Raw genomic sequence first — 26951 nt, 5'->3', positions numbered from 1 at the left:
GTATGGTAAGTCTCAGTCAAGGAAAAAAGAGACATTCGATTGACTCGTATTCGGGGGAGAAGAAATTCTTTGTATGCTTCCTTGTTGTCATCACATTCTTTCTTCGGATATTCGTTCGAGTCTTCCTTCTCCCTTTCCTTGGAAACATCCGGAAAATAGACCTCCTCTTCGAGACGAAGAATCTCCGTCGCATCTTCCTCTTTTAAAAAAATACGGGCTTCCGTTTGTTATCGATATTCACACTCATTTTTTTCCGGAGTATGTGATGAAACGGATTTGGAAATGGTTCGACGGAGTCAACTGGGAGATCGCATACAGAGAATCGGAGGAACTTCGTCTTGCCTCCTTAGCAAAGAACGAAGTTCGATTTTTTACGACTTTGAATTATGCACACAAGGAAAGAATGGCGGAAGGACTCAATCGTTGGGTTTTCGAAAATCATTCGAATACGAAAGGCGCGATTCTTTTCGGAACTTTCTTTCCGGAACACGGCTGTTTTGATTATACAAAACGAGCGGTGGAAGAGTACGGCTTTCGCGGTTTTAAACTTCACTGCGAAGTGGGGAGGTTGGATTTGACCCGCCCTGAACTTTCGGATACCTTTTCCTATTTGGAAAGAAAGAAAATACCTCTTGTGATTCATTCCGGAGACGCTCCTCTTCCCGGACCTTATACGAACATCCGTTATTTTCGATCCTTTATTCAACGTTATCCGGAACTGAAGGTGATCGTTGCACATATGGGCGCGAGCGAAGTCTGGGAATACGTGGATTTAATGTCGATCTATCCTGAATTACGTTTGGATACTACGATGGTTTTTGTGGATTTTTTAGCCACCGGAGAACAGACCGATCCGTATCTTACGATCTTGGAACGGTTTCCGGAGCGGATCCATTTCGGTTCCGATTTTCCGAGTATTCCTTACGCGCTCAGTCATCCGATTTCGAATCTTCTCCATTCTTCTTTGCCGGATGATGTGAAGCGGAGCGTACTTTTGAAAAACAGCGCGAATCTTTTCGGAATCGAACTCGAAAGTTGACGTTTTCACTTCGTCCTTTCTAACGAGGATTCAAGCTCTTGAATCCGATTCTAAAGTTAGGAAAAAACTTGCCAACGAAGGTTCTTTCTTTATCCTTTCGATATGCGCTCCCTTTTTATAAAAATTTCCGGAATCGCTCTGTTCGCAACCTTTGCGTTTCAGTGTGGGAAAGGGGGAGCTGTGTCTCAAGCGGCCTCTGCCGAAGTCTATAAGAAGGTTGCCGACGCGTATTGTTCCCAGATGGAACGGTGTAAGGAGCCGTATTTGTCTTCGTTGGAAGGCGCGCATCGAAAGGAAGCCGCTTTGAGCTTTCCGGACCACGCGCAGTGTTACAGCGATTTCAATTACGACGTCGATAAATCGGAACCGATCGTGCTTAAAAAATTAAGCGACAATCTTAAATTGGACGCTGAGCTCTGTATCAAAAGTGTGGAGAGAGCGGATTGTGGTTCGATCGTTACGTATCAAATCCCGGAATGTGTGGAATACAATACGTTTCTCGAAACAATCTCTTCTCCTTCCTCTACGAAATAAGTTTTATCTCGATTCCACTTCGATCTTCTCGTCTTTTTCGTCTTCGGTCAAGGTCGGGCTGTCCAATTTTTCCAAAAGAGTCTGAAGTAAAAAGAAGTAAGGATTCACTTTGCCGGCGATTTCTTTGCCATAGAGTTGCGTGTATGTGTTGATCAGGGATTGATTTTCTTCCGTATTCTTAGTATAAGAATTTTCCGCCAGACCTTCCCAGAGTGTTTCTCCCTTTTTGCAATGGATGACTTTTCCAAGCGCGGTCAGTTCCACCTGATTGGGGGTTTCTTTCTCGAGAATTTTCAATTGAAAGATTCCTTGTACTTTTTTATCGGAACTCCCGCAAGCGGCGGCGCCGGCTTTGTAAGGATATATGATAAATTCCTTATGATGGGAAAGATAATTTTCTGCGATCTTTGAGGCTAATTTTTTTTCGGATTCTCCGGCCTCGCTTTCCGCCGGCACCTGAACCGCTAAACGTTTGAAAGTGCCGAGATCCTTTTCCCAAGTCGGTCCTGCTTTGATATACTTTACAGTACAGTTCGCGGTGATAAAAAGTAAGGAGAAGAAGAATATGATATTTTTGACCATTCGTAGATTATCCTTTTTTCTTTTTAGGAGCCGTCTTTTTGGACGCGACGGTTTTTTTCTTCGCGGCTTTCTTTTTGCCCGAAGAGTCGTCCGCATTGAAACTCGCGGAACTGGAAGGAGAGGTAGCGATTTCTTCTTCGCTAAACCCGAGCGGTTTGGATTCCTGTTCTTCCTCTTTGCGCGATCGGTAGACCATTTCTAAAACCGCGGGCACCAACGTAAGTGCGATGATGAGAGAAGAAGCGATCCCGATACTTGCGACGACTCCGATCGACTTAAGGCCTTTCTGATCCGCGATCAAAAGAGAACTCCATCCGACAAGAGTGGTTAACGTAGAAGCGATGATCGCCGGGCCGACCATGGACATGGCCCGAACCACGTCGTGATCCTCTCTGAATCGGTAGTAGATATAAATTCCATTTTGAATTCCGTAACCTACGATTACCGGAAAAACGAGAACGTTCATAAAGTTGAGTTGAATCCGAAACAAGGCCATGATTCCTAGAGTTACGAAAATTCCGAGCACGAGCGGAATCAACGAGATCAAAGCGGGAACGATTCCTCGGAAGAATAGAATCAACACGATTACGACCAAGACCAACGTGATCAGGAACGCGGCGACACCTTCTCTTTGAACGATCTTGATGAGGTTCGCAAAAAGAATCAAACTCCCGGCCGTGTTGGAAACGTATTGATGCGATCTTGCGTCTTTTAAGGTGTTAAACGGCCTTGTCTTTAGGATAAAGTCGATCGTTCCTTCCAGGAGTCCCAGATTCTTAAATTGAGAAGCGGAGTAGGTATTGAGCGCTTTTACGATCTGACGTTCCTCGGTCGGGGTCCAGTTGTCTTTGACCTGATCCACGCTCACGTTTCCGTTGTTGTCGTAGAGGAGCGTATTCAAAACTCTTCTGGAAAGTTTAGGATAATGTAATTCTCCCACCGCATCAAAGAATTTCAAAAGTTTTTGTCCGTGCCAAAGCGCAACCTTTGGATAGATGAATACGAGATGTCCTTTCTCTTTGGAACCTTTTACTTCCTTGAATTGAGAGCTGAAGTAGGCCGGAACGTCCGCCAAAGAATATTCTTTCACACTCAGATATTTTTTCACGACCGGAAGATACTTTCTTTGTTCCGGTTTGAGAAATCCCGCTTTGACCGGTTTCATATCCGACTGCAATTGTTTTAAAACTTTTAGATTGGCTCTTTGTTGTCCTTTCGGAGGAACGAAGTTCCAAAGAGAAACCACCTGATCCACGGAACCCGCTATCTCGTTCGGAACAGGAGTCATGTAATCGAAGACCGCTTCGGATTCTTCTAACGTGTCGACTACGATCACCTGAGGATCGGAACTGATATCGAATCTGTCTCCGATCTCGTCGTAGAGATTGACGGAATCCAAATTGTCGACCATCAGATCTCTTCCGTTGTAATTGAAATGAATCCCCGGGCTAAAACTAAAAAAGGAGATCAACGCGACCAGTGCAATGACGATTAACGTGAGAAGACCCGGTTTTTTGTAAAAACGGTAAAGAAGAGGAGAAGTCGTCTGATCCTTCGCGGACAGGATGAATTGTTTTTTCAGGGAAGGAAACAAACGGAATAGAAGAGTGATCTGTAACGCGGTGACTCCATACATGGAAATCGCGATGATCAAAATTCCGTAGGTCGCGATGATTCCGAACTCGCTGAAACCTCTGAACTCGGAAAATGCAAGAACCACGAACGCGGAAGTCGTAGTCAACGCCGAGATAAAGGAAGCGATTCCCGTGTGATAGATCGTGTCCTTGATGGAACGAAGCATGTCCTGTTGTCGGGTGTATTCTTCCCTAAATCGATATAAGAATTGGATTCCATAGTCGATCCCAAGGCCCATCAAAATGGAAGCGATGATGCTCGTGACCGAGTTGAGCTGACCGATTACGATCGTCGTCAATCCGAAAGAGAATAAAATTCCCGAAAGAAGAGATACGATCAAAATGACGATAAAGAGCGGGTTTCTAAAAAAGAAAAGAAGAAGAACCGCGATTCCTATGAGGGAAGTCACTGCGATCGGTTTGAGGGCCGCCATCAGAGTTTCGTAGTCATCCAAATGAAGACGATACGTTCCCGTATAACCTACTAGAATTCCTTTTTTATCGAGGTTTAGATTTGCGACGACTTCTTTGATCTTTTTGTCGAGGGCGATATTGAATTCGATGTTCGTAAAAGATCCGGCAGGTTTGATCAAAAAGATCAACATTCCCTTATCCGGAGAAATATTATATTCGTCGAATATATCTCTTTTTGCAAGTTTCTGATACTTGGAAAGGATGTCGTTAAAATCGGGATTGTATTCTTCGTCCGTGAGTTTTATGAAGAATGGATTGGCCCTTTCCACTTCTTCGTCGATTTTTCTTTTCACACGTTTGCGGACTTCGAGAAGATCCTCGGTTTTTAGAAAAAGAGGCAATCGGTTTTGTAAAAAGGAAACGTTGTATCGGTAGGAGATGTATTGAACGTATTCTTTTTCTTTGAGAAGTTTTTCGTTTAAAAGATCGGAAGCGTTTTTGATCGCGAGTTCTCTTTCCTTATAATAAGCCGCGTTCTTCTGCTTCACTTTATCGGCTTCTTTCAGCTCCTGTTCCCAAACTTCGTTCTGACCTTTTTTTTTCGCGGCGAATGCCTTGGTCAGGTGGTCCGTCATTCCCTTTTCATCCTTAAACTTGATGCTGAGGATGTAGAATCCGTTTCCCCCGATCATCTCGATCACCTTCTGCGTTTTGATTACGGAAGGATTTTCTTTCGGAAGAAGATCAAGGTTGTTGCTGTTTACGGTGAGTTTCGACGCCTGCCAAAGGGAAAGGAGAAGAAGAATCGCAAGTACGCTACACGAGCGGATCGGATTGAGAAGAATGGAATCGGTAAGTTTGGAAAGAAGCTTTCTCATGTTTGTATTAGTTCTTAGCTTCTCTTTTGATCAGAGCGATGGTTTGTTTGATCCCGTTCTTTTTGATGGAAGGATCTACCGATTTCGTTCTATTCGTTTCCGAAGCGTATTTGCCTTCGTTTAAGAAGTCCGTTACAAACCAGGTTCCATCGATTTTACTTAAGATCCAAGAGAATGTGATTCTTTCCGAACCGTTCCAGATGATCGAAGAAGCAAGAGTCGCGTTCTCCCCTTTGATCACGGGTTTTTCATAATTGATATCGATCTTATCGAAGTATTTGTGAGCGATGGGAAAACTACGATGTACGATAAAATCGGAGATCGCCGACTCGAATTCTTTCCGATCCGCATCTGCGATTTTTCCCGATGATTTCAGAAGTTGATTGCTGAACTGTTTTACGTGAATGATCGCGATCGCCTTATCATTCTTCTTATAGCGAATAAAACCGATCAGTTTTTTTACGGTGGAAGTGATCTGTTCTTCATCGGAAGGAGTTTCTTCCGGAGGAGTTGTGTTCGCGCCTTCTTGCGTTTGGGAAGGATTCGATTCTGCGGAATTTTGGGAAAAGAGCAGAGTGGGAAGGAACAAGGAGAAAAGAAAAAGAATGGAAATAAGTTTTTTCACAACACGTTACCTGTTGTTTATAGTTTATAGTGAGCCAAATGTCGTTTCGAAAGAATGGACTGGGCTTCCTACAGCTTTCTTGAGCGGTCGGGGAAGTCAACGGAATAAATGAGAAACTCCGGTTTGACGCCGATCTTTCTATAAGTCGCTTTTGATCTAAATTCTACTTTTTTAAATCTTCGTAATCCGGAAGAAATACTTTGAGTTCCCCCTTTGCGTTCAGATTTAGGTTTCCGAACGAAAGTTGGAGGAGGAGATTTTTCATATGAAAGTCGAGAAGATCGGACGGATCCTGATCGATCAAAAGAAGATCCGTATTCTTTAAAAAAACCGATCCCACACGAATTTCTCCGCCGGACATCGCGATCTGATTCGGAATTCCCGGAAGAAAAGCCAGCTTCGGAAGCAAAGGAATTTTTTGAGAATCAAACCGAACAAGAATTCGATCGGGAAGAAGTTCGATACGATCGATCGTTCCTTGGATTTTTGGCGGAGGTAAGAGTGAAAAAGATTGAATGTGAAAACTCTTTTCGACAATTTTCAATCCTCGGTCTTCCGGAATCGGAAGAAGAGTTTTGAGTCCGACGCCGACATAGGAAAGAAAATCTCCCGCTCCGGGAATTCCGGCGGCGCTCATGGATTCCGATTTCAAAATCAGCAGTGAACTGTTCGGAACCAGTTCGAGATCGCAGATCATTTCCACGTCCACCCAGAAGACGAGTTTATATTCTCCTAAAATTCGGATCTTTCTTTTTGCGCCGACTTCGATCGTGGATAGTTTCAAATTTCGTAATGGAAAGTTCGGAAACGTTTTTATGTTTTCGTTGAATAGATATTCCAGAACGGAGATTTCGAATTCCGTTTCTCCCTGAAAGATATCGAGATGAAAAGAAGAAGGATCGTTGAAATTTACGGGTGAGCCCGGTCGATTCGAGATCGCTTCTACCGTAAGATTTTTTACTAGAAAGTAGATCGGATCTTCCAGACGAAACTTAACGTTCTTGAGTTTGAGAAAGGCGCTCGTGGAGACCGTCGTGTTTTTTGCGAAGATGCCGGACGGAAAAATTCCGAATCCAAGAAGAATCAAGATCCAGATGAACGCCGGCAGGTTCCAGAAAAATCGCATGGACGTATTCTGAATCATAGATTGCCGATGAAAACTCTTTATTCCGTCTTCCTTCTTCTTTGTGATCCTCAAGGAATGATCGATAAATCAAAACCGGATTTCCAAACAAAACGTCTTCTTCGCAAAAAAACGTTCGCGGACGTTTACGACCTCCGGATTCAGATCACCAGTTTTCCGGATTGGAGATACGGACCCAAGTCGATCTCTTCGTCGATGTCGTTTAATAAAGGAAGAATCCAAACGTCTTTTCTGAATAATTGCAGTTTTTCTAATGTAATCGCGAAAACTCGATCGCCGCTCCAAGGAATGTTCTTAAAGATTTCCGGATAAACCGTTTTTAAGCCGAGCAGATAATAACCGCCGTCTTGTGCCGGTCCGATCACCGCGTCTTTGGACCTTAATGCCGAAAAAGCTTCTCGGATATGTTTTGTCTCCAAGTCAGGACAGTCGCTTCCGATGATAACAACGTTTTCGGCGCCGTTTTGAAACGATTCTAAAAATGCGTTTTGCATCCTTTCGCCGAGATCGTTTCCGGATTGAAGATGGACGCTCGTCTGTTTTCCCCAATCGGGAGAAACGAAATCCGGGTTTGAATCAAAGTAGAGTCGAACCGGTATTTCCAAATTTTGAAGTTGTCTTTTGGTGATTTCTAAAAGTTGTTCGTAAACGGAAAGAGCGGTTTGTTCTCCCAAGGTTTTGGCAAGGCGCGTTTTTACACGACCTAATACGGGATTTCTTAAGAAGAGAATTAAGGATTCTTTTGCGTGCATATTAACTTTTAAATAACTTCGAAAAAGAGATTACCGAAAAAAGTTTTTCGACCTGAATCTGATTGACTCATTTCTTGCTTTGGATACTATTAAAAGGATACAAATTCTTTCCATTTGAAAAAAACAAAAACATCTGTTGTTAATTTAAAACGCACCTCAGTTTGTGGGGGAGGATATTTATGAAGAAATTTCGTACGTTTCTATTTGCGGGAATCGTTTCCGCAGTGGTTCTGAGCTCTCTTTTCCTAGGGGCTTGTAAAAAAGAAGAAAAAGATAACAAACTTCAAATCGGCGCCCTTCTTTGGATCGCGAGCCAGCCTTATGTGGAACAAAGTAAAACCGGTTTTTTTATCATCGTTCCGAAGGGAATCGCGCAGTGAGGAAAACGATCATGAAAAAATCTTGGATCTACTTTCTTTTCGCAGGCGTTTTGTTTTTAGGAACCGGGTTGACCTTTCGTTCGGATCGGGTTCCTTTTTTTGTGAGAGAGGATTCTCCAAAACCCTTTCCGGTTCGTCTCGAATTGTTACAACCCCTCAAAGCAAACGCGGACACATGGGGATTTGTTCGTCAATCTGCGACTTGGGCGAGAGGAAATTCCCTCTTCATGGATGATCTGGTATTTGCGATCCGGAAAAATTTTCCTTTGGGAACGACCGCCAACATCACCCTTCCCAATCAAAACTTGAACGGACAATCGTTTACTCTTCGTTTGAAATTGAATTCTGGAGCCGTTTCTTACAGACCGAGCACGTTAGGCGCCGCGGCTTCTTATACGAACTTTTTCGAACTTCGATCTACGGGAGACAACCAACCCGCGCTCCAATTCTTTTTTGACGATAATCCGAGAGACGCGAGTGGAGACGGAGCCGTGCTCCTCTATCAATTGAGTCGATTGGATCCGGTTCGTTGGAGTGGCGCCACCGCGATCATTGAAAGTTACGTCGTGCAACCGGTCGTTACCGGATTTGCGAACCAAGGTTTGATCCAAACGTATTCTTGGAAAGGACCTCTCGGATCGGACGCGCTCGGTCAAGACGTGGATACGGGAAGAGTGATTTTAGAAGAGATGGACAATCGGACGATCTTTTGTTTCAAATCGGTCGTGAGTTTTTTTGGAAACACCGACTTGGTAACGATCAATGCGGGTACAACGGCGCTCGGTTATGCTCACAACCAAGGCCTTTGTCCCGGCGCGGGAAGAGAATACTATAAACTCGCATACAGTCAAAAGTTGGACGGTAATCTAAACGTCACAGCGAAGGGAGGTTTGGAACAAGCTGGAATTACACCTGGGCAAGCGATCACTTGCACGCCGACCGTGAATCAGTTCATTCCGTTTACGCCGACCTATGGTCTGTTTAATTTTAATGGATTTGTCGCGGAAGGTGTCGCGGCCTCGGCGATTCCATCGGATTACGTTCCATCTTCCAGAGTGGATACATTGTATGACCGTGTCGGAACCGTGGGAAAATCCGCGGCGACTACGAGCCCCGCGACTTCCAGCTGGGATACGTTGACTCAAGCCTATGTCGATGCGATCACCGTGACGTTTGCGGCGGTACCTTGATTCCTTTTGAAAAGGCGAATCTGAATTTTCAAAAGCCTCCGAACTCGGAGGCTTTTTTGTTTTCAATTCTCTCCGTACATCTTTTTTGATCTTAGAATGGAATATAGACTGATCACATTCGCTCAAGCGTTCGCCGAGGGTTTTACCGACCAGGACGTGGATCTGGATGTCTGGCCTTTTTTCCTAAATCAGGATCCGATTGGAAAAGAATATTATCATTTTATTGTAAAGGAATTCTCCGCTCTTCACTGTGTCGCGCTCACGAACGATCGAAGAGTCGCGGGAACCGGAAAAATTCTTCCTTTTTACTGGAATGAGAAGAATGGAACTCTCCCGAAAGGTTGGGGCGCTACGATTCTGCAAGGCGTTGCCGATCACAAGGAAGGAAAACGATACAACGCGGCGAGCGCATGGTCGATCGAAATTCTTCCCGAATTCAGGGGATCCGGCTTATCGCATCGGATTCTTTCTATGCTTAAGGAAAATGCGCGATCTCGGAACATTCTTCATTTGTTTGCCTGCGTCAGACCGAATCAAAAAGAAAAATTTCCCTTCTTATCGATGAAAGAATATTTAGAGAGAAAAAGAGAGGACGGTCTTTCGGAAGATCCTTGGATTCGCGTTCATGAAAAGGCCGGAGGAAAACAAATCGGCATCGAAGAAACTTCTATGTACATCCAAGGAACGGTGGCGGAATGGGAAGAATGGACCAACCTGAAGTTCCCAGAATCGGGCGCGTATGTGATCCCGGGAGGTCTCGTCCCGGTCCTCATAGACCGAGACGCCGACTTAGGAGAATATGTGGAACCGAACGTTTGGTTCCATCATAGGACGAACACGCCAAATAACGATTAGGCGGTTCTTCTTAGAATGTCCTGAACCGGATCGATTTCCTTTCCTTCCGCAAAGGAAGAACGGTAGCTTAAAAACCAAACGGAAGAAATCAAACTCAGCGCGAGGGTTCCGATCGTAATGTTAAAAGCGCCGGAAAGTAAGTAGGCTCCCGCGACTAATATCGCAAGACGAATCGGTTCCACAAACAAGGCCCAACGTTTTCTTTCCAGAATTCCGCCTAACGTGAGGAGAGAAAGAAGAGTAATTCCGCTGATTACTTGGATATTGATCCAAGGAAGGCTTTTCACTTTTAGGAGCATACCGAATGCGAGCCCGACTGTGAGAATAAACCATACGAGAGAATAGATACTCAATCCTTTTGGAATTTCTATATCATATTTATGGAATGTTTTTGCGGAAACTTCCGGAATCGGATATTGACCGCCGAGTTCTTTCGGTCTCCAACCCGGCGCCGCGAAGAAGGCTTTGATTTTATCGGACCAGCGAGGTGATTTCCGCGCAAGATCGATCATTTCCCACCAATAGTGTAGGTTGGCCCAGATCGGATTGAAACTCTGAAGCGGTTTCACGGTTCCATAGACCGGTTCTTCCACCTCCGGTTCAAAGGTACCGAACAGTTTATCGAAAAGAATCAGGATCCCCGCGTGATTTTTATCGATGTATTTCGGATTGATTCCATGATGAACACGGTGATGCGAAGGAGTATTGAAGATCGCTTCAAACCAACGAGGAAGTTTATCGATCGCTTTTGTATGAATCCAGAATTGATAGATGAGACTGATTTGTCCGTTTAGAATCAGGACGATCGGAGAAAAACCGATCAGAGCCAACGGTAAGTAAAAGACCCAGGTAAAAATTCCGTGGAAAGCGGCCTGTCTCAAAGCAACGGTGAGATTGTATTCTTCACTTTGATGGTGCACAACGTGTCCGGCCCAGAGAAAATTGATTTCATGACTGAGTCTGTGGTTCCAGTAGTAAGCGAGGTCGTATCCGATTCCGCAAAGAATCCAAACTCCCACGACCAAAACCCAAGCCCAAGTGGTGGAACTCAAACCCAATGTTCCAGCCGGAACGATCGACATCGCTTCCCCCGGCCACGAAGGAAGATTGAAAATTCTAAAATTGTTGTAAAGATAGATGTAAGCGGTCAAAGTAACGAGCTTCGTGAAGACTCCGATTACCTCGCTCGCAGTGCCCGCGGACAGATCGTTGATTGAATCGTTCAACCGATAGAGTTTTCGCTTGCGATACGCAGAATATCCCATTTCTAAAAAAATGAGTAAAAAGAAGAATGGAATTGCGATCGTGACTAGATTGATTTCCATAAAGCCGCCCAAATTAGTTCTGGTTTGAGTTTATTCCTTGAATTCCCGATGAGTCAATTCAAAAAACAGAACAGTGTTCGATCGAACAGTTTTAAGATTACGATTGTTATAATTTAGGAATCTTTCGATAAAGCCAGAAGGAGGGGATAAGAACAACGGTTTTTGATCCCTTAAGAAATCAAAAACGGATTCTTCGTAGACATTTCGGTTTATTTCGAAGGCGTTCGAAGACGGGAATAAATCCATTGATCCAAAAAGACCCCATTCTTAAACACCGCTTCTTTTTGTGTTCCTTCTAAAACGAAGCCGTTTTTTTCAAGGGCTCTGGCGGACGCGGGTTGATTTGAAAAGACTTCGGCGTATACTCTGTGAAGCCCGTGTTCGGTATATGCAATATTGATAATGGACGCGATGGCCTTCGTGATAATTCCGCGATTCCAAAATTCTTCTCCGATCCAATAACCGATTTCCGCATTGAACCGATAGACGTCCTCTTTGAATAACAGATTGATGACGCCGATCGCCTTTCCCTCCAAGACGATCGCAAACGTTCTGGATCGAGAATCCCGAAGACAAGCGCGAATGTAATCAAGGGCGTCTTGCAAAAGATAAGGAAACGGAAACGCTCCTCTTAATCCCGAAAAGACGTTTTGAGAATTTGCGTGGATCGCGATCGACTCCGCGTGTTTTTCCGAAATGGGTTCTAAAAGAATGTTCTTTTCCATAGTTTTGGACGGATGTAAGAATTCGATTCTTCCTAAAGGATTCATACGAAGTTCCAATCGTCAATTCTGTTCGTAATATTCTTGTCTGCTCGAAGAGGGAAATTCCTCTCAAAACTTGACGAATTCATCGGCAAACGCAATATCTGGTCTTTATGGCGGCAAAGAAAAAGAACTGGCTCCTTTACGGAGCAAACGGTTATACCGGAGAGTTGATCGCGAGGAAGGCTGTGGAAAGGGGAGCGAAACCCATTCTCGCTGGAAGATCGGAACTGAAGATTCGTGCACTCGCGGAAGAGCTCGGATTATCCTTTCGAATCTTTTCTTTGGAGAACGCTACGGATGTAGAAAGTCAGATCGCGGATTGTTTTGCCGTCTTACACTGCGCAGGTCCTTTTGTAGAGACCGCGGTTCCCATGGCGAACGCTTGTATCTCTTCCGGAGTTCACTACTTGGATATCACGGGTGAGATTCCCGTTTACGAAAAACTGTATGCTCTCTCAGCCAAAGCACATGCAAAAAAAGTAATGCTTCTTCCTGGAGTCGGTTTTGATATCGTTCCTACGGATTGTCTTGCGGTAATGCTCAAAGAAAAACTTCCGAAAGCTCATTTTTTAGAATTGGGCTTTTCCGGATTTACGGATATTTCACGCGGAACTCTCAAGAGCGCCTTAGCTCAGATGCCTTACGGAAGTAAGGTGAGAAGAAACGGAAAGATCGAAACGATTCCTCAGCTCAGTTTAAAAAAAGTCGTTGAGATCAGCGGAAGTTATGCGGAATTTTTTGCGATTCCTTGGGGGGATGTTTTCACGGCTTTTGTTTCCACGGGAATTCCGAATATTACGGTATATTCTTCTCTGCCGGCTTCTCAAGCGAAACTTTTGAAATGGTTACAACCCACAACGACGCTTCTCAAAAGTTCGCTTATTCTCAAAGGAATGCAGAAACTTGTCGAACTCACCGTGAGTGGTCCGGGGGATGAAAAGAGAAAGAGCGGGTCGGTTCTTCTTTGGGGTGAGGCTTGGACGGAAGCGAGTTCTAAAAAGGTATCGATTCGGATGCGCTGTGCGGAAGGTTATGAATTTACGATCGAATCTGCGTTAGCCGCCATCGCAAAAGTAGAAAAAGGAAAAACGGAATCCGGTTTTACTACCCCAGCAAAAGTTTTCGGTTCGAAGTTCGTTTTGGAAATTCCCGGAACGAAGATTTTATCCTGATTTGAATCGGTTTGATTGCCGGGTTCTTCGTTGGGACTTCTTTCTCTTTTAGTTGAGAGTGCTAAAAAAGAGAGTCGTCCGCGGAATGGAAGGATTTTGTTAGAGTTCCTACACTGCGGTTATTTACTTGCAAAATTAGAATTTTGTGATATAGGAAAGTCGGCCGTGGTTTTTTCCGCCACCCACCCCTCCACCCGAAAATCGGGCGGGGCGCGCGAGTTTTACGGAAAGATTGTCGGAGTTCCGACAAATTTCCGTTGAGATTCCAAGTATGTGTCTTTAAGAATGGGATATCTCAGTTAACAAAATGAACGGACTCAATTTGAAAAATTATTCCGATTCTAATAAGTTTTCGTAGGCGAAAAATTTCTTTTTATAAATGTTTCGAGAGCTTTCGGGTGTCAGGCCCGTTTCTTCTTGGATCATTTGTGGATAGTATTCGTCTTCGCCGTCGTAATCTTCTCCGTCCGCGGTTCCAAGTCCCATGAGCACACAATCACAATCCCTTACAAGAGATTTCAAAAGTTTTTTTCGATTGGAATCACTGACGTTCGAGAGTAGAGATTCTGCTATTTCAAGTTGAATGTGAAAATCGGATTCTTTTTCGATTTTTATTAGGATCTCGTTTTCCATGTTTGGGTCGAGTTGGGAAGCTCTTGTAAATCCTTCTTTGAATTTATCGTTTCGTAAACTTTCCAAATTCTGAAAAACTTCTTTCTCATCGAAATACGCTTTCATTTCAACCCTACGCTCGATTCCGAATCGACCTTCAGTGATCACCAGATTTTTTTCATAGATTTCGGATTGCCAGAAGAGCAATGCGCCATTCTCATCTTTAAGTAGATAGTCTTGAATCATGGGAAAATTGGTACCCGCGCCAGCGCTCGTATCTCATAGAATGATAAGATGAATCTTTTTTCCGAACAAGATGAAATTCATTCGCAAGTTTCTATTGTGGAAGTTTTGATCTGCTTCTGAATTTTTTAGGCGTTTGTAATTCCGATTTCATAAAAGATCTCAAGAATGCGGAATAGGAATTGAATCCCACCGCAAGTCCGATCGAAAGAACGGAACGATCCTTTTCTTCCAGAAGCATTTTTTTTGCTTCAGCAATCCTAAATTCGTTTACATATTCGTTAAAATTTTTTCCGATGAATTCGTTTAACAAAGCGGAAAGGCAGTGTACGGAAAGTTTCATTTCCGAGGCCAAAGTCGGTAGACGAAGTTCTTCATCCAAGAAAATGCGTTCCTGATTCATCAATCGTTCCAACTTTTGTTTTTGTTCTTCCAAATCCAAACCTTCCAGAAGGGAATATTTTTTTCCTTCGTTCACTGAATTCTCGAAAACGGTTCTTCCTGGTTGAATCGTATTTTTTTGAGTTTCTAACTTTGTTTTGTCGATTAGCCGAAGGAACGAGTGGGAAATTTCAAAAGAGGAAAAAATCCATTTCCAATCCGGTAAAAGGAGAATTCCCAAAACAAAAAAGAGAACAGGTTTGGAAGAGAGAAGAATTCCGATCGATGAAATCAGTATCATCGTTTGTTTTGGGTCGATTTGGAAAGAGATGGATTCGCGTTTCATACGGGCCTCGGTCGCAAAAGAGAAAAATCTAAATTCTATTTTACCTTTCTCTTGAAGTGCAATCGGCCGGATCTATAAATCTGTACGAAAAAAGGAGAAGGAATTTATTTACCAAATCCTTTTTTACGATATTCCTTCGGAGTTTTTCCAGTAAAACGAAGAAAAGCTTGGTTGAAAGAAGACTTGGAGTTAAAGCCGACCTCATAGGCGATTGAAAGTACGGTACGTTCCGGTTCATTGAGAAGGATTTTTTTTGCTTCTGAAATTCTATATTGATTGATAAAACTCGGAAAATTCATTCTTATTTTTTCGTTTAAAAATTCGGAGAGCTGATGGCTCGTAATAGAAACAGAGTCCGCCAACTCTTTCAGAGTCAGATCTTCCTGTTTGTAGAGTTGACGTTGTTCCATACACTCGTTCAACTTTTTCTGAATCGATTCCGTATCCAATCCGATCAGAAGAGAACGTTCGTAACGATTCTTTCTTACTTCTTGGATAAACAAGGCCAGAGATTCCGGATTTCCGACGGAAAAAACATACAGCTGAATCAGAATCATACTAACCAGAACGGCGCCGGTTTTTAAAAGAGTAAAATTCAAAGTGAAGTGACCATAGATCAGGAGAAGAGTCGCGATCAATCGAAACGGAATCATAAAGATTCCGAGACGGAAGGCGGGTAAAATAGGAGCCGTTTTCGAATTTCGAAAGTAAATCCAAAAAAGATAAAGGTTGTAACCGGTCACACAAAAAGTTGAAAAATAGATGAGAAGATTCATAGACTCGAACGAGTTTTGATTCCAGATTTCAAAAACGATTCTTTTTTTTAACTCTTCCGTTTTTAGGAAGAATGGAATTGAAAGAATAAGAATCAGGATCACCGGTATCAAATGTAGAATTTCTTTCCAACCAAAGCTGAACTTTTCCTTTAAGAGCGAAGTGGTGTAGTAATGTTCGATCGGACCGTAAATCGCAAGAGAGAAGGGAAGCAGAATTAGGAAGTTCGGAAATCGATAGATCCAACCGCTAAAGACACCGGAAAGAATACACTGTGTAATTCCGGTGGATATGAAAAGAGCCGAAACAAAAAAAGTTTGGATGGTTTTTTGTTTCAGAGCTGGATAACGACCGATTCCCATGAGCAAACCAAGGCAACCGCCGAACTGAATCAAAACTTCTGTAAGGGAAGAAAAAAGTTCTAACATGATTGATATCCGATATCATCCGTTGAAATCGAACTTACAAGTGAATTTGTATCCTTTAGAAAGTCAATTTCTTGCTTTTTATCGAAAGCAAACTTCCCTTTTATACAATTCAAAGAAAGGGAGTAAAATTTACAGTATTCTTAGGCTCAAATGGATCATGGAGCCAAGAACATGGAAGACGGTATAAGGAATGAATCTCCCTCAGGTGGGGAAGAAGGTTTTAGGTTTGAAAACGGATCGAAGGAAAGAGAAGTCGAAAATCGATCGAAGACTTCCTTTTTAAAATGGAAAGGGTTTTTCTACTCTGAAAGCTCTTTTGTTTTTCTTTTATCTTTGATCCAATTTACGCATATCCTTGATTTTATGATCATGATGCCATTGGGAAGGAATTTCGAAAGTGAGTTTGAAATCACACCAAAGGAATTTTCAATTCTTATTTCCTCTTATACATACAGCGCTTTTTTTGCGGGAATCCTGAGTTCTTTATTTATTGATCGATTCAATCGGAGAACTACGGCTCTCTTTTTGTATTCTGGATTTATTTTGGGAACTCTCCTTTGCGGAATCGCAAACTCGTATTGGATATTGTTTGCGGGAAGAATTCTCGCCGGCGCCTTTGGAGGGATCATAAGCTCCGTAATTTTTTCTTTTGTGGGAGATTTGATACCGGAAGAGAGAAGGGGAAGAGCTACCGGAGTTATTATGGCGGCGTTTTCGGCATCTGCTGTGATTGGTGTTCCCTTGAGTTTAAAAATCTCCGGTCTTTTCGGATGGAATGCGATTTTTCTTTCGATAGTTTTTATCAGTTTTTTGATTCTTTTGGGAATGTATCTGATTCTTCCTCAAGTCGCATTAAAACAAAATAAGGAAGAATCGAATTTACAAGGTTTAAAGATGATAGTCCGTTCTAAACGTTATCTGCCATCGTATCTGCTCATTGCTTCGGTGATTCTCGGCGGTTTTACCGTTATCCCTTTTTTCGCTCCTTATTTGGAGAGAAACGTGGGCGTTTCTAAAGATCATCTTTCTCTTATCTATTTGATCGGAGGATCGATCACTTTTTTTTCCGCGCGTTGGATCGGTTCGCTTTCCGATCGATACGGAAAGAAGAGGATGTTTTATATCTTGGTTCCTCTCGCTTGTATCCCGATCCTTTTTTTTACGAATCTAAAACCTGGTCCTCTTTTATTGACGATCGTTTGCACGAGCGGATTTATCTCACTAGTTTCCGCGCGTTTGATCCCGGCGATGGCATTGATTACGTCCGCCGTGGATCAAAAACAGAGAGGAAGGTTTATGACGATCGTTTCCGCGATTCAAAATCTTGCTTCCGGAGTGGGCGCCACCTTGGGAGGTTCGATTCTGACAGTAAAAGACATTCATTCTCCTTATCAAAATTTCGAGGTGGTCGGAATTTTGGCGGTCGTGTTCAACGTGGCGGCATTGTTTTTCGTATCAAAGGTATTGAATACTTTAGAATATTCTAAAATACAAATCGAAGGTAAAACGGTATGAAGAAGGAATTCTTAATTAAATTAGCCGCTTATTGCGCGATGTTTGCCGGCATTTTGCGATGTTTTTCTTCTTTTACAGTCGATTTTATGTCCGGATTTTATTTGGAATCGTTATATTTCGCGATCGATTTCTGTATTCTTTTCGGAGTATTAGGTTTTTATTTTCGATATTATGAAGAATTAAAAGTTCCAGCGTGGATAGGCTTTATTCTTTGTATGGTGGGAATCGGCCTTTTGATCGGCCCGGATCAATCGCCAACCGGGTGGAACGTTTATCCGTATGGCGCAGGAATGCTCTCCTTTGGTTTGATTTTGATCGGCATTGATTCTTGGAAATGGAATGTGCTTGCAAAGTGGATTCCAGTTTTTTGGATTGTCTCCGTTTTGATCGGTTCGGTAGGTTTTTTCCTAAGAGAATGGGTGTGGTTGTTTGTGTTCGCTGGACTTTTATTCGGTTTCGGTTTTATCGGAATGGGTTTTTCTCTTTTGAAGTCTGCAGATGGAAAAAGCTAAAACGGAATATTGGGATCTGAATTTGGAAAGTCAAAGCTCCTTCTTATCAATTCGAACGAACCATTTGGAACGTTGTAGTTTTGAACAAGGCTATTCCTTAGTTTTTATGAGATCGATAGGAAAATAACGAACAAGAGCATCATCTGAGAAAAAGTTCTCTTAGGAAAGGAAACAAAGTCCTTTCCTAAGAGAGTTATTTTAATATACGCACATTCCGTAGGTATTCGCCGGAGCGCCACCTCCCAGACCAGGAGGAGAAATACTACTCGCCGCAGACCCAGGAAGATTTGTAATCAAGCCACCAGCGGAAGAATGAAAAACATAGACGTTAGAGTTGTTCCCGCCAATGGAAAGATCGGCAAAACCGTCTCCATTTGTATCTCCCGACGATATCCCACCGTTCGTAGAAACCCCAAGAAGTGCTGGTCCAGAAATGCTCATTGTTGCATTGGCCTTCGTGAAAAAATTCCCAACACCTCCCGCGCTTGGGGTCATGAAAACATACACTGCACTGCTCGGGGCTAGGTTCTGTGTGGCGCCGATCGCAAGATCGGCCCTTCCATCTGAATTTAAATCACGTGCAGTTAACGAGACTCCAAAAACGTCAAAATTAGATACACCATTGATGATAAGAGGCGCATTGCCAATGTTATCCGTTGAAATTCCTCCTCCTCCTGCGGATATGAAAACGCGAATTGTGCCAACGCCAGTCCCGGCGCCATTGAGATCGAAGAGTGGAGCACCTCCAATGATATCAGAAAAACCGTCTCCGTTTACATCTGCCACTGCCAGGCTTAGCCCAAATTTTGCATTGGGGCCAATGACTGAATTATTCGTCAACGTATTGACCGCGGCTGTCAAAACCCCCGCACCTCCGTAGTAAGTATAGATTCTGCCAGCATTGGCACCTGCACCACCGTTAACTCCAGGGGCACCCACGGCAATGTCGGCTAATGAATCGCCATTCATATCACCGATTGCCACTGTTGATCCGAAGAGATCGTTTGCGGCCGCTCCAGTTCGTGTAGTTGCCGCAGTTCCTGTCGCAACCGAGGTGACTCCGGCGTTTCCTGCCGAAAGAAAGACATAGATAATTCCCTGCGAAGCATTAAAGTTCGGAGCACCGACAACAAGATCCGAGTATCCATCACCGTTGATATCTCCGGATACAAGGCTCGATCCGAATCGATTCCCGGCCGCACCACCATTGATTGTATTCGAAGCAAAACCACTAAAGGAAATATTGATTCCTAAATTCCCGGAAGAATGAAAGGTGTAAGTACGTCCTGCCGCGGCATTTGCGGCTGGAGCTCCGACGATTACATCTGCGTAACCATCTCCATTGAGATCTCCCATTGTGACTACTTTTCCGAATTCCTCAGCCGCATTACCGACAATGGTTCTGCTCGAGGAAGCCGCATTGCTTGTAGTGATTCCGGCAGATCCGGACGAATGAACCACGTAAACTAAACCTTGACCGTATTCGGAAGTGACCAAATCTATATAGCCATCTCCATTTATATCTTTGTTGGTTCCTTTTCTTACCCCTGTGATTGTGGAAATTGGGGAGACATTATTGGAAATATCTTTACTTCTTACTGCGATCGAATGTGCGGAGTTTTGTGTCCAGATCGATGCACCAGTTGGTAATTGGTACTTCCAAGTAGTCGTTCCAGTTAATGAAACCGGAGCATAAGCCCCCCCGTCGATGGAAATTTCTACGCTTGCAATTCCTCCTGCATCCGTGGCGGTTCCGATTATAAATCCGGATTCTAAAATTCCTTTGCTTTTTAAATTCTGAATGGAAACGGTCGGTGGAGTTACATCCGGAGCCGGGCCGGTAGTAAAGCTCCAAGAAAAAGGAGCTAAGATTGGGTTTCCAGCGAGATCATTGACCGTATTTACGGTCGCTATATACAAGGTTCCCGGGAGGAATGCAGTCGTAGGTGCAAAAGAGGCGGTTGCGCCAGAACATGTTTTGGTAACCGCAATTCCATTGTTTACGGTCAAGTTCAAAGTATTACAATCAATCGTTTCCGTAAAGGCGACGACAATATTGGAATTGGTCGCAACATTCGTGGCCGTGGATATAGGATTGGTCATAAAGACTTGGGGATTCGTTAGGTCCGGTGCATTCCCGGTCGTGAAGACCCAGGTATATGTGCCGGCTCCGTTGTTCGGCGTGATTGGGTTATTGAAAACATCCATAACGGTATTTGCAATCGTAACAGTATAGGTTTTATTAAAAGCCAGAGAAGCCGTCGGTGTAATGGTAGCTGTCGTCCCGGAACAATTTACCAGGATATTTGTATTGAACCCCGGATTCAGTGGGTCATCCATCGTTATTCCACCCAATATGGTTCCACAATTCATCGTTTCATTGAAAGCAACCGAGATGCCTCCGTTTATAGGCGCGCCCGTGGAGCCATTCCCTGGTGCAACAAACGAAACAAGCGGCGAAATAACATCCGGACCTGGACCGGTAGTAAATTCCCAAGACATTGGAATTACGGAATTATTAGAAGCATCTAAAGCCCCTACATTGAGTTCTACAACGTAGGTTGTATTGAAAGAAAGTGGATTCGATGGATCAGGAGTCCATGTTGCCGAGGTTCCAAAACAATTCACACTGCCCAATAAATAGACTCCTGTAGATTGGCGTTTTAGTTTCATGGATGCGGAAGTTACTGATGTGCAAAGCATAGCTTCATTGAACACAACCATTGGTGAAATATTAGTTCCAACACCTGTTTCAAAAGCGGCCGGAACATTTGAAGTTACAAAAGGGGATGTCGCATCCGGAGCCAGCCCTGTGGTGAAACTCCAATTCGATGCTGAAAGTGGATTTCCATTTAAATCAGTAATCGCATTTGTTAAAAAAGCAGTGTAGGTGGTATTGAAAGCCAAGGGAGCAATCGGCGTGATGGAAGCTGTTGTTCCCGAACAAGTAAGGCTTACAGAAACGTCGCCAGGAAGGAAAATATTATCGTCCAAAGTAAAGTTTCCAACGGCGCTCGCGCAATTGATTGGCTCACTAAATGCCACGCTAATGGAAGTGTTAACGCCTGCTCCTTGAGCGCCGGTACCTGGAGAAACGAAAGATACAATCGGAGACGTTGAATCTGGCGCTGAATTCGTTGTAAAAACCCAGTTTTGTGAATTAGCCAAATAATTGCCGGCTAAATCTTTCATCATGGATGAAATATCGACACGATAAGCGGTGTTAGAAGCCAATGGATTGTCGGGCGTAAATGTCGCACTCGTTCCTAAGCAGGTCACCGTTCCGGAAACCAAAGCATTCGTTACATTGTTCTTTAATGTAAAGGTTGTTCCATTGACACTCGTACAGTTCATCGTTTCCGTAAAGGCTACTTGGATCGCAGTACTGCTGGGTGCAAAAGCTCCAGTATAAGGGGTTGAGAGAGATAGGCTTGGGGCGACTGAATCGGAAGATGACATCGTCGTGAAACTCCAAATGGAATCATCCGAAAGAGAAACTCCGCCAGAAGATTGAATATTTTTGGAAACAGTTACGGTATAAACCGTAGCCGAAGCTAAGGGAGAACTTGGAGTAAATACTAAGTTGGCTTCTGAAGAAGACAACGTTCCAGGAATGGAATTATTTCCCTGAGACAGGCGAATCGACTGAGGATTGATGCTTGAGGAATCTACGTTTTGACTAAAAGTAACTTGAATCGAAGTATTTAATGGGACATTCGTTACTCCGGAGCCGGGCGTGATTTGGGAAACGCTAAAAGGGGTAGCATCCGAAGCGAGTTTGAGGTAAGCGAATAAGGGATGTTGATTGTTGGATCCGTGAATACAGTTCAGCATCACGAACAAAAGTGATATAAAAATAGTTTTTGTTAAATGTTGCATAAACGTTAACCTCTCTCCGTATCAAGAATACCTCTTGCATACGGTGAAAAGAATAGCATCATTGTAGGTTCAAATCCGGCTGAGTTATAACGTGAAATCTTTAACCAATTGCGGGTAATTTTGGAAAAAGGAGTTCTTTTTTTCCATTTTCTAACCCTAAAGTTTTATTTTTTGAAGAGAAATTGTTTATTGAGACCCAGTAATGCCTTTACGAGAAGGGAGATCGAAACATCTCGTTCATTTTTTTTTGAAAGGGAATCGAATTTTGTGATTTAGAAATACAGTTGAGCCGAAAACAAGTTCCATTGAGTTTTTTATCCGAGATTTTGGTGTACCGCGAAACCGGCGTAGCATGAATTTCTGCATTCTAATTATATAATGCAATTTCAGGCAAAACTCATGATAGATTCTGCCGGTTGACGTCCTTCCTTCAATCGTTTCTCTCCACAAAAGACGTTAGGTTCTTTGCTTAGAGAGTTCTTGAAGTGGGAAGAATAGATGGGAGTCTTTGAGCCTATTCTCCGCTTTCATGGTCGACTTCTTTTCCGTTTCAATTCTTCTCTGTTTCTTTTCTAACTGGAACGGAAGCGAAGGGAAAGGTTCTACTGGAAATATCGTTCTTCGTTCCGTGATCGTTTGATGAGGCCTGACCCTGGCGAGTTGTATGCGAGTTGAGCCAGGAGAAATTTGCATTTCGCAGTGAACCGATTTCCACGGAAGTATTTCTACGCTTGCCGTTTCCATGGAGCCGGACGGACCTGAAAAAGTCGAACGAAGGCCGCAGGGAAGAGTCGTTTTTCGAATCCTTCCAAGAAAATAAGGAAGGTGATTTGAGTCTTTGTTTAAACAAGAACGGAGAAAGATCCAGCGTAATCAGCCGCGTGGAAGAAACGTTTTTTCTATCATTTTTAGAAAGGAAGGAAGGCGATTTGAGTCTTTGTTTAAACCAGAGCGAAAAACGATCCAGCGTAAAGTATAGATGAGAAACAATGTGTTTAAAAAAAATCTTCGCATTTCCTGAGTCGTAAACCCGATTGCATAGCAAGCCCATTGTTTGCGAAACTTCCGGATTGGTTTGTGCGTGGATACGAAAGCGATGGAAAAAAGAAACAAGCCAAAGCGCTACATGTCTAAATGGTGCAAATTCGTTCGTAAGAAACGAAAATTATGGTCTGGAATAAAAAGACGATGTCATTCCTATTCAGAAGAAAAAAATTATTTACTAACTTGCGAGACGAAATCCACGTTTCCTTTTTTTCATCATTGATTCGCTAAAAATGTAAAGGCTCCATCCAAACCGCCGGAAAGATTGATCAGAGAATCATCAAAGATTCCTTTCTCTCGATAAAAGAATAAAAACCGGATTTGTAATCAGGAAGGTAATAACGAGTCAGGAATAAGCCTATACAAATGAGAACCATTCTTCCATTTGGTTTAGGGAATCCCAGTTGCTCATGCTTCTAAAAAATAGAATTCTGATCTTAACGAGTATTCTTTTCCTTTTGGGAAATCCCTTTTTCATTTTCGGAGAAGGGCTCCAAAACGTTCCGAGTGCAAGAATTCCTCTAGATGAAAGTAAGAGGCTCGATCCTGGGGAACTCGCCGAAAAGAAGGAAGGTTTGTATGTAACCGCACTTCCACTCTTTAGTTCCGATCCCGTTCGTGGTCAGGGCGGAGGAATTCGCGCGAGTTTCTTTTTCAACGGAAAAAAGGACGACCCGTATTTTGAATACGAACCTTACCGTAGTAAGCTTACGGTTCAACTTTTCCAGACCAATCAGGGAGTTAAGAATCATTTTATTCAATTCGATTCTCCCTATATCTTTAATACCGCCTTCCGGTGGAAAAGTAGTCTTGGATTGGATTACAATCCCAATTCTCAATACTTTGGTATTGGCGAATCTTCTCTTCATTCTCTTTCCTACCGCCTCCGAAACCAGCCTGGAGCTTCTCTTGTAAATAACGCGAACTTTGACGATTACGAAGCTTCCCAATCCTTCGTCCGTCCTGCGAGAGCGGGTTCGGAGATTACCCCGACGGTGAGCGATCAGGGTTACAATCAGTATTTATTCAATTCTACAACTTTGTTCAATAGCATCGACTTTACGTTTTGGAAAGCGTTCAAATGGGTTGTGGCGAACGAGATCTCTAAAAACATCATCTGTCATTCCGATGGAAAATGGAATCCTTCCAAGGATCCGATTCTTGCCGGAAGTATTTGGGAGACATCGGTGCCGAACGGAGAATCCAAGTTAACCGAAGATTATCACGCTGGAAAAATCAAAGGTTATAACGGAGGCGAAATCATTTATATGCGGGCGGGAATCGCGTATGACACAAGAGATTTTGAACCCGATCCGGATCGAGGAGTTTTGATCGAGTTCAACGTCGCCAATGTTTCTAAAAGGACCGGTTCTGATTTTAACTACAATAAACTTTTCTTTCAGACAAAATTCTTCTATAAATTATTTCCGAGTGTATTCGAAGAATTGGTCTTCGCGACAAGAGGCGCCTTGGGTTATACTTCCTCAGGTGCGCCGTTTTCGGAAATTCGTTATATGTGGAGTTTGGACGGCCCGATGACGGGAATCGGCGGTCTACAAACGATGAGAGGATATCGACAAGATCGATTTGTTGCGCCGATGGTAGGATTCGGAAGTGCGGAACTTCGCTGGAGATTTGTCACTTTTAGAATTGGGGAACAGCTTTTTACGATGAGCCTGGTTCCCTTCGTCGATATCGGAAGGGTTTGGAATTCGGAAAAACATTTGAATCTGGTCGGTTACAAGCATTCTTATGGGAGCGGTTTGCGAATCATCTGGAATCAAGCCACCGTGATTTTACTCGATTTTGCGAAATCAAAAGAAGACACTCAGATGTTTTTGGATTTTAGTCACGCATTTTAGAATATTATAATATATAAATATTCTATTCAAATATTTTTTCCATTCGGCGGTTTCCTCGTCTCGAAAGCGTTTTCCGCTATGTTTCATTCACTTTAAAGAAGAATCGGAAAAACTCAAGATTTCTTACCCATCTTTTCGCTTCGTTTTGTCGTTTCCGTATTCAAAATCGTAAGAATGGATTTGTACGGAAACGTTTGAGAAAGAGAATTGTGTTCGGTCTCTGAGAATCTACGCTTCCGTTCGAAACTTGGTCTTTGTCGGAATTTGGTGAAAGCAACTCGCCATTTGGATCCGAATATCGTCCTCTCCTGAATGATAAACAACTCTGAATCGATTTTAAAAAGCTCAAAAAGGAGAACTCAGACTACTAGAGTAATTCTTTTGCTCTGCCGCTTTCTTTGGACAAAAGGAAGGGTTCGATTCTTCCTTTTCGTTTGCTTTTCTTTGAAAGAGAAAACGCTAAATTTCTAAAAAAAAAATAAACAATAGGAGCAATATGTATAAAAATTAGGCATATATAAAATGCATAATTAAAATTTAAACATATAAATTAAAAACTGCTTGCATATTGGGCTTAATTGAGGAGATTCTAATCGAGGGTACGACAATGCTTCTGACCAACTACCAAACAGAATCTTTCTATGATGAGATGTTTTCCCCGGAGGGCGGAATACGCCAGAGTTATCATTTTCTAAAATCAAGAATCGAGACGATGGACGATCGCGAATTGGTCCGAAGGAAGACGAGCGCTGAAAAAGCGCTCCTTTCTCTTGGAATTACTTTTAATGTCTATGGTGACGAGGAAGAAGAGGAAAGGATCATGCCTTTCGATATCATTCCTCGGATTATCACCGCACACGAATGGAGAAAATTAGAAGAGGGACTCAAGCAAAGAACAAGAGCGCTCAATCTTTTTATCAACGATATTTATCACGATGAAAAGATCATCAAGGATGGAATCGTTCCCGCGGAATACGTCTATTCTTCTCCCGGTTATCTGAAAGAATGTAAAGGAATCAATCCTCCTCAAGGAACTTGGATTCATATTTCAGGAACGGATTTGGTTCGAAACGGAGACGGCACGGTTCATGTGCTCGAAGATAATCTCAGATGTCCTTCGGGAGTTTCTTACGTATTAGAAAATCGTGAAGTGATGAAGAAGACATTCCCTGAGCTTTTTGCTAGTCTTTCCGTGCGTCCTACATACGATTATCCGATTCGTTTGAGAGGAATGCTCGAATACATGAGCGGTAAGTCCAATCCTTCGATTGCGGTCTTGACTCCCGGTATCTATAACTCCGCCTATTACGAACATTCTTTCTTAGCGCAAAAGATGGGAGTTCCTCTTGTGGAAGGAAGTGATCTGGTGGTCAAAGACGAAAAAGTTTACATGAGGACCACTCGTGGACTCAAAATCGTGGATGTGATCTACAGAAGGATCGACGATTCTTTTTTGGATCCTCTCGTCTTTAATAAGGATTCTCTCCTAGGAGTTCCCGGAATTTTTGAGGCGTATAAAAAAGGCAACGTAGCGATCGTAAACGCTCCCGGTGCGGGTGTTGCGGACGATAAGGTTTTATATACCTTTGTTCCGGCGATGATCAAGTATTATCTAGGGGAAGAAACGATCATTCCGAATGTTCCGACCTATCTCTGCTCGAATGAGAAAGATAGAATATTCGTAAAAGAGAATATAGCTAATCTCGTGGTGAAGGCGGCCAACGGAGCCGGAGGTTACGGGATGTTGATCGGTCCTCGTTCCAGCAAAAAGGAACAAGAAGAATTCTGCGGTCTCATAGATCAGAATCCGAGAAATTATATCGCGCAACCTGTTCTCAGTCTTTCCAGAGTTCCCACTCTGATTGAAGACAAATTGGAAGGAAGGCACGTGGATCTCAGGCCGTTTATTCTCTACGGAGAGGATATCTATGTGATGCCGGGTGGTCTGACTCGTGTTGCCCTTAGAAAGGGATCCCTTGTGGTCAACTCCTCTCAGGGAGGCGGATCAAAAGACACTTGGGTGATGGGCGAAGGCTAAAAAGATACACATAAATCAGAACGAGA

General features: G+C 43.2%; 20 protein-coding genes and 1 pseudogene. 10 read left to right on the top strand and 11 right to left on the bottom strand.

The genetic code is table 11. The features are described 5' to 3' along the window. Positions 1-73 precede the first annotated feature (73 nt). Positions 74-1039 (top strand): amidohydrolase family protein, encoded by a 966-nt coding sequence (locus DLM75_RS20675; RefSeq protein ID WP_118970401.1) that lies wholly within the window; start codon positions 74-76, stop codon positions 1037-1039. Positions 1040-1141: 102 nt separating this feature from the next. Next, positions 1142-1573 carry an LA_2478/LA_2722/LA_4182 family protein gene (locus DLM75_RS20670; RefSeq protein WP_429945519.1) on the top strand — a complete coding sequence of 144 codons (432 nt, stop codon included), beginning with the start codon at positions 1142-1144 and terminating at the stop codon, positions 1571-1573. A 3-nt stretch (positions 1574-1576) separates the two neighbouring features. Here DLM75_RS20670 and DLM75_RS20665 read toward each other — a convergent pair whose 3' ends face one another. The 5 genes and pseudogenes from DLM75_RS20665 to DLM75_RS20645 form a co-directional block, all read right to left on the bottom strand. Next, positions 1577-2155, bottom strand: a complete 579-nt coding sequence (locus DLM75_RS20665) for an MXAN_6521/LA_1396 family lipoprotein (protein WP_118970400.1) — start codon at positions 2153-2155, stop codon at positions 1577-1579. Positions 2156-2285: 130 nt separating this feature from the next. Continuing rightward, positions 2286-5081: pseudogene (locus DLM75_RS20660) on the bottom strand (efflux RND transporter permease subunit); the annotation flags it as partial. Positions 5082-5088: 7 nt separating this feature from the next. Beyond that, a complete protein-coding gene (locus tag DLM75_RS20655; protein ID WP_118970398.1) occupies positions 5089-5706 on the bottom strand; it encodes an ABC transporter substrate-binding protein in 618 nt (205 codons plus the stop codon). A gap of 163 nt (positions 5707-5869) precedes the next feature. Beyond that, a complete protein-coding gene (locus DLM75_RS20650) occupies positions 5870-6850 on the bottom strand; it encodes a hypothetical protein (protein WP_147456677.1) in 981 nt (326 codons plus the stop codon). Positions 6851-6990: 140 nt separating this feature from the next. Next, positions 6991-7602 carry a TIGR04282 family arsenosugar biosynthesis glycosyltransferase gene (locus DLM75_RS20645; RefSeq protein WP_118970396.1) on the bottom strand — a complete coding sequence of 204 codons (612 nt, stop codon included), beginning with the start codon at positions 7600-7602 and terminating at the stop codon, positions 6991-6993. Positions 7603-7781: 179 nt separating this feature from the next. Here DLM75_RS20645 and DLM75_RS20640 point away from each other — a divergent pair, with 179 nt between their 5' ends. The 3 genes from DLM75_RS20640 to DLM75_RS20630 all read left to right on the top strand — a co-directional run bounded on the left by DLM75_RS20640 (position 7782) and on the right by DLM75_RS20630 (position 10027). Next, positions 7782-7982 carry an LIC12338 family lipoprotein gene (locus tag DLM75_RS20640; RefSeq protein WP_118970395.1) on the top strand — a complete coding sequence of 67 codons (201 nt, stop codon included), beginning with the start codon at positions 7782-7784 and terminating at the stop codon, positions 7980-7982. A gap of 11 nt (positions 7983-7993) precedes the next feature. Continuing rightward, complete coding sequence (locus DLM75_RS20635; RefSeq protein ID WP_118970394.1) at positions 7994-9172, top strand: LIC_12337 family protein; 1179 nt, start codon at positions 7994-7996, stop codon at positions 9170-9172. Positions 9173-9268: 96 nt separating this feature from the next. Then, on the top strand, positions 9269-10027 hold the full coding sequence (locus DLM75_RS20630; protein ID WP_118970393.1) for a GNAT family N-acetyltransferase: 759 nt from the start codon (positions 9269-9271) through the stop codon (positions 10025-10027). Here the strand turns inward: DLM75_RS20630 and DLM75_RS20625 are convergent. After that, positions 10024-11352 carry a sterol desaturase family protein gene (locus DLM75_RS20625; RefSeq protein WP_118970392.1) on the bottom strand — a complete coding sequence of 443 codons (1329 nt, stop codon included), beginning with the start codon at positions 11350-11352 and terminating at the stop codon, positions 10024-10026. The genes DLM75_RS20630 and DLM75_RS20625 overlap by 4 nt on opposite strands. A gap of 209 nt (positions 11353-11561) precedes the next feature. Continuing rightward, positions 11562-12122, bottom strand: coding sequence for a GNAT family N-acetyltransferase (locus DLM75_RS20615; protein ID WP_118970390.1), 561 nt, complete (start codon positions 12120-12122; stop codon positions 11562-11564). Between the two features lie 107 nt (positions 12123-12229). Between DLM75_RS20615 and DLM75_RS20610 the strand changes: the two genes are divergently transcribed. Beyond that, a complete protein-coding gene (locus tag DLM75_RS20610; protein WP_118970389.1) occupies positions 12230-13291 on the top strand; it encodes a saccharopine dehydrogenase family protein in 1062 nt (353 codons plus the stop codon). 330 nt (positions 13292-13621) lie between these two features. Here DLM75_RS20610 and DLM75_RS20600 read toward each other — a convergent pair whose 3' ends face one another. The 3 genes from DLM75_RS20600 to DLM75_RS20590 all read right to left on the bottom strand — a co-directional run bounded on the left by DLM75_RS20600 (position 13622) and on the right by DLM75_RS20590 (position 16075). Continuing rightward, positions 13622-14149: a molybdate metabolism regulator gene (locus DLM75_RS20600; protein WP_118970387.1), complete on the bottom strand. Its 528-nt coding sequence runs from the start codon at positions 14147-14149 to the stop codon at positions 13622-13624. A 91-nt stretch (positions 14150-14240) separates the two neighbouring features. Next, on the bottom strand, positions 14241-14873 hold the full coding sequence (locus tag DLM75_RS20595) for a helix-turn-helix domain-containing protein (RefSeq protein ID WP_118970386.1): 633 nt from the start codon (positions 14871-14873) through the stop codon (positions 14241-14243). Positions 14874-14977: 104 nt separating this feature from the next. Next, on the bottom strand, positions 14978-16075 hold the full coding sequence (locus tag DLM75_RS20590) for a helix-turn-helix domain-containing protein (protein WP_118970385.1): 1098 nt from the start codon (positions 16073-16075) through the stop codon (positions 14978-14980). Between the two features lie 171 nt (positions 16076-16246). Here DLM75_RS20590 and DLM75_RS20580 point away from each other — a divergent pair, with 171 nt between their 5' ends. Beyond that, positions 16247-17590, top strand: a complete 1344-nt coding sequence (locus DLM75_RS20580) for an MFS transporter (RefSeq protein WP_118970383.1) — start codon at positions 16247-16249, stop codon at positions 17588-17590. Continuing rightward, positions 17587-18102 (top strand): hypothetical protein, encoded by a 516-nt coding sequence (locus tag DLM75_RS20575; protein WP_118970382.1) that lies wholly within the window; start codon positions 17587-17589, stop codon positions 18100-18102. The genes DLM75_RS20580 and DLM75_RS20575 overlap by 4 nt, the downstream gene beginning before the upstream one ends. 198 nt (positions 18103-18300) lie before the next feature. Here DLM75_RS20575 and DLM75_RS20570 read toward each other — a convergent pair whose 3' ends face one another. Then, on the bottom strand, positions 18301-21981 hold the full coding sequence (locus DLM75_RS20570; protein ID WP_118970381.1) for an Ig-like domain-containing protein: 3681 nt from the start codon (positions 21979-21981) through the stop codon (positions 18301-18303). 1454 nt (positions 21982-23435) lie between these two features. On the opposite strand from DLM75_RS20570, the gene omp85 reads away from it, so the two are divergent. Continuing rightward, entirely contained in the window at positions 23436-24887 is a 1452-nt protein-coding gene (gene omp85 / locus DLM75_RS20560; protein WP_118970379.1) for an Omp85 family outer membrane protein, read from the top strand. 607 nt (positions 24888-25494) lie between these two features. Beyond that, entirely contained in the window at positions 25495-26925 is a 1431-nt protein-coding gene (locus DLM75_RS20550; protein ID WP_118970377.1) for a circularly permuted type 2 ATP-grasp protein, read from the top strand. The last annotated feature ends 26 nt before the right edge of the window (positions 26926-26951 follow it).

Origin of the sequence: Leptospira stimsonii (assembly GCF_003545885.1) — a bacterium.
Lineage (GTDB): Bacteria > Spirochaetota > Leptospiria > Leptospirales > Leptospiraceae > Leptospira > Leptospira stimsonii.
The sequence above is the reverse complement of the archived record's forward strand: the minus strand, read 5'-3'. Positions and strand labels throughout refer to the sequence as shown.

Bases quoted from the DNA above. Each gene is read 5' to 3' on its own strand.
- DLM75_RS20675 (WP_118970401.1), top strand. From the start codon at position 74: ATGCTTCCTTGTTGTCATCACATTCTTTCTTCGGATATTCGTTCGAGT.
- DLM75_RS20670 (WP_429945519.1), top strand. From the start codon at position 1,142: ATGCGCTCCCTTTTTATAAAAATTTCCGGAATCGCTCTGTTCGCAACC.
- DLM75_RS20665 (WP_118970400.1), bottom strand. From the start codon at position 2,155: ATGGTCAAAAATATCATATTCTTCTTCTCCTTACTTTTTATCACCGCG.
- DLM75_RS20650 (WP_147456677.1), bottom strand. From the start codon at position 6,850: ATGATTCAGAATACGTCCATGCGATTTTTCTGGAACCTGCCGGCGTTC.
- DLM75_RS20645 (WP_118970396.1), bottom strand. From the start codon at position 7,602: ATGCACGCAAAAGAATCCTTAATTCTCTTCTTAAGAAATCCCGTATTA.
- DLM75_RS20640 (WP_118970395.1), top strand. From the start codon at position 7,782: ATGAAGAAATTTCGTACGTTTCTATTTGCGGGAATCGTTTCCGCAGTG.
- DLM75_RS20635 (WP_118970394.1), top strand. From the start codon at position 7,994: ATGAAAAAATCTTGGATCTACTTTCTTTTCGCAGGCGTTTTGTTTTTA.
- DLM75_RS20630 (WP_118970393.1), top strand. From the start codon at position 9,269: ATGGAATATAGACTGATCACATTCGCTCAAGCGTTCGCCGAGGGTTTT.
- DLM75_RS20625 (WP_118970392.1), bottom strand. From the start codon at position 11,352: ATGGAAATCAATCTAGTCACGATCGCAATTCCATTCTTCTTTTTACTC.
- DLM75_RS20615 (WP_118970390.1), bottom strand. From the start codon at position 12,122: ATGAATCCTTTAGGAAGAATCGAATTCTTACATCCGTCCAAAACTATG.
- DLM75_RS20610 (WP_118970389.1), top strand. From the start codon at position 12,230: ATGGCGGCAAAGAAAAAGAACTGGCTCCTTTACGGAGCAAACGGTTAT.
- DLM75_RS20600 (WP_118970387.1), bottom strand. From the start codon at position 14,149: ATGATTCAAGACTATCTACTTAAAGATGAGAATGGCGCATTGCTCTTC.
- DLM75_RS20595 (WP_118970386.1), bottom strand. From the start codon at position 14,873: ATGAAACGCGAATCCATCTCTTTCCAAATCGACCCAAAACAAACGATG.
- DLM75_RS20590 (WP_118970385.1), bottom strand. From the start codon at position 16,075: ATGTTAGAACTTTTTTCTTCCCTTACAGAAGTTTTGATTCAGTTCGGC.
- DLM75_RS20580 (WP_118970383.1), top strand. From the start codon at position 16,247: ATGGAAGACGGTATAAGGAATGAATCTCCCTCAGGTGGGGAAGAAGGT.
- DLM75_RS20575 (WP_118970382.1), top strand. From the start codon at position 17,587: ATGAAGAAGGAATTCTTAATTAAATTAGCCGCTTATTGCGCGATGTTT.
- DLM75_RS20570 (WP_118970381.1), bottom strand. From the start codon at position 21,981: ATGCAACATTTAACAAAAACTATTTTTATATCACTTTTGTTCGTGATG.
- omp85 (WP_118970379.1), top strand. From the start codon at position 23,436: ATGCTTCTAAAAAATAGAATTCTGATCTTAACGAGTATTCTTTTCCTT.
- DLM75_RS20550 (WP_118970377.1), top strand. From the start codon at position 25,495: ATGCTTCTGACCAACTACCAAACAGAATCTTTCTATGATGAGATGTTT.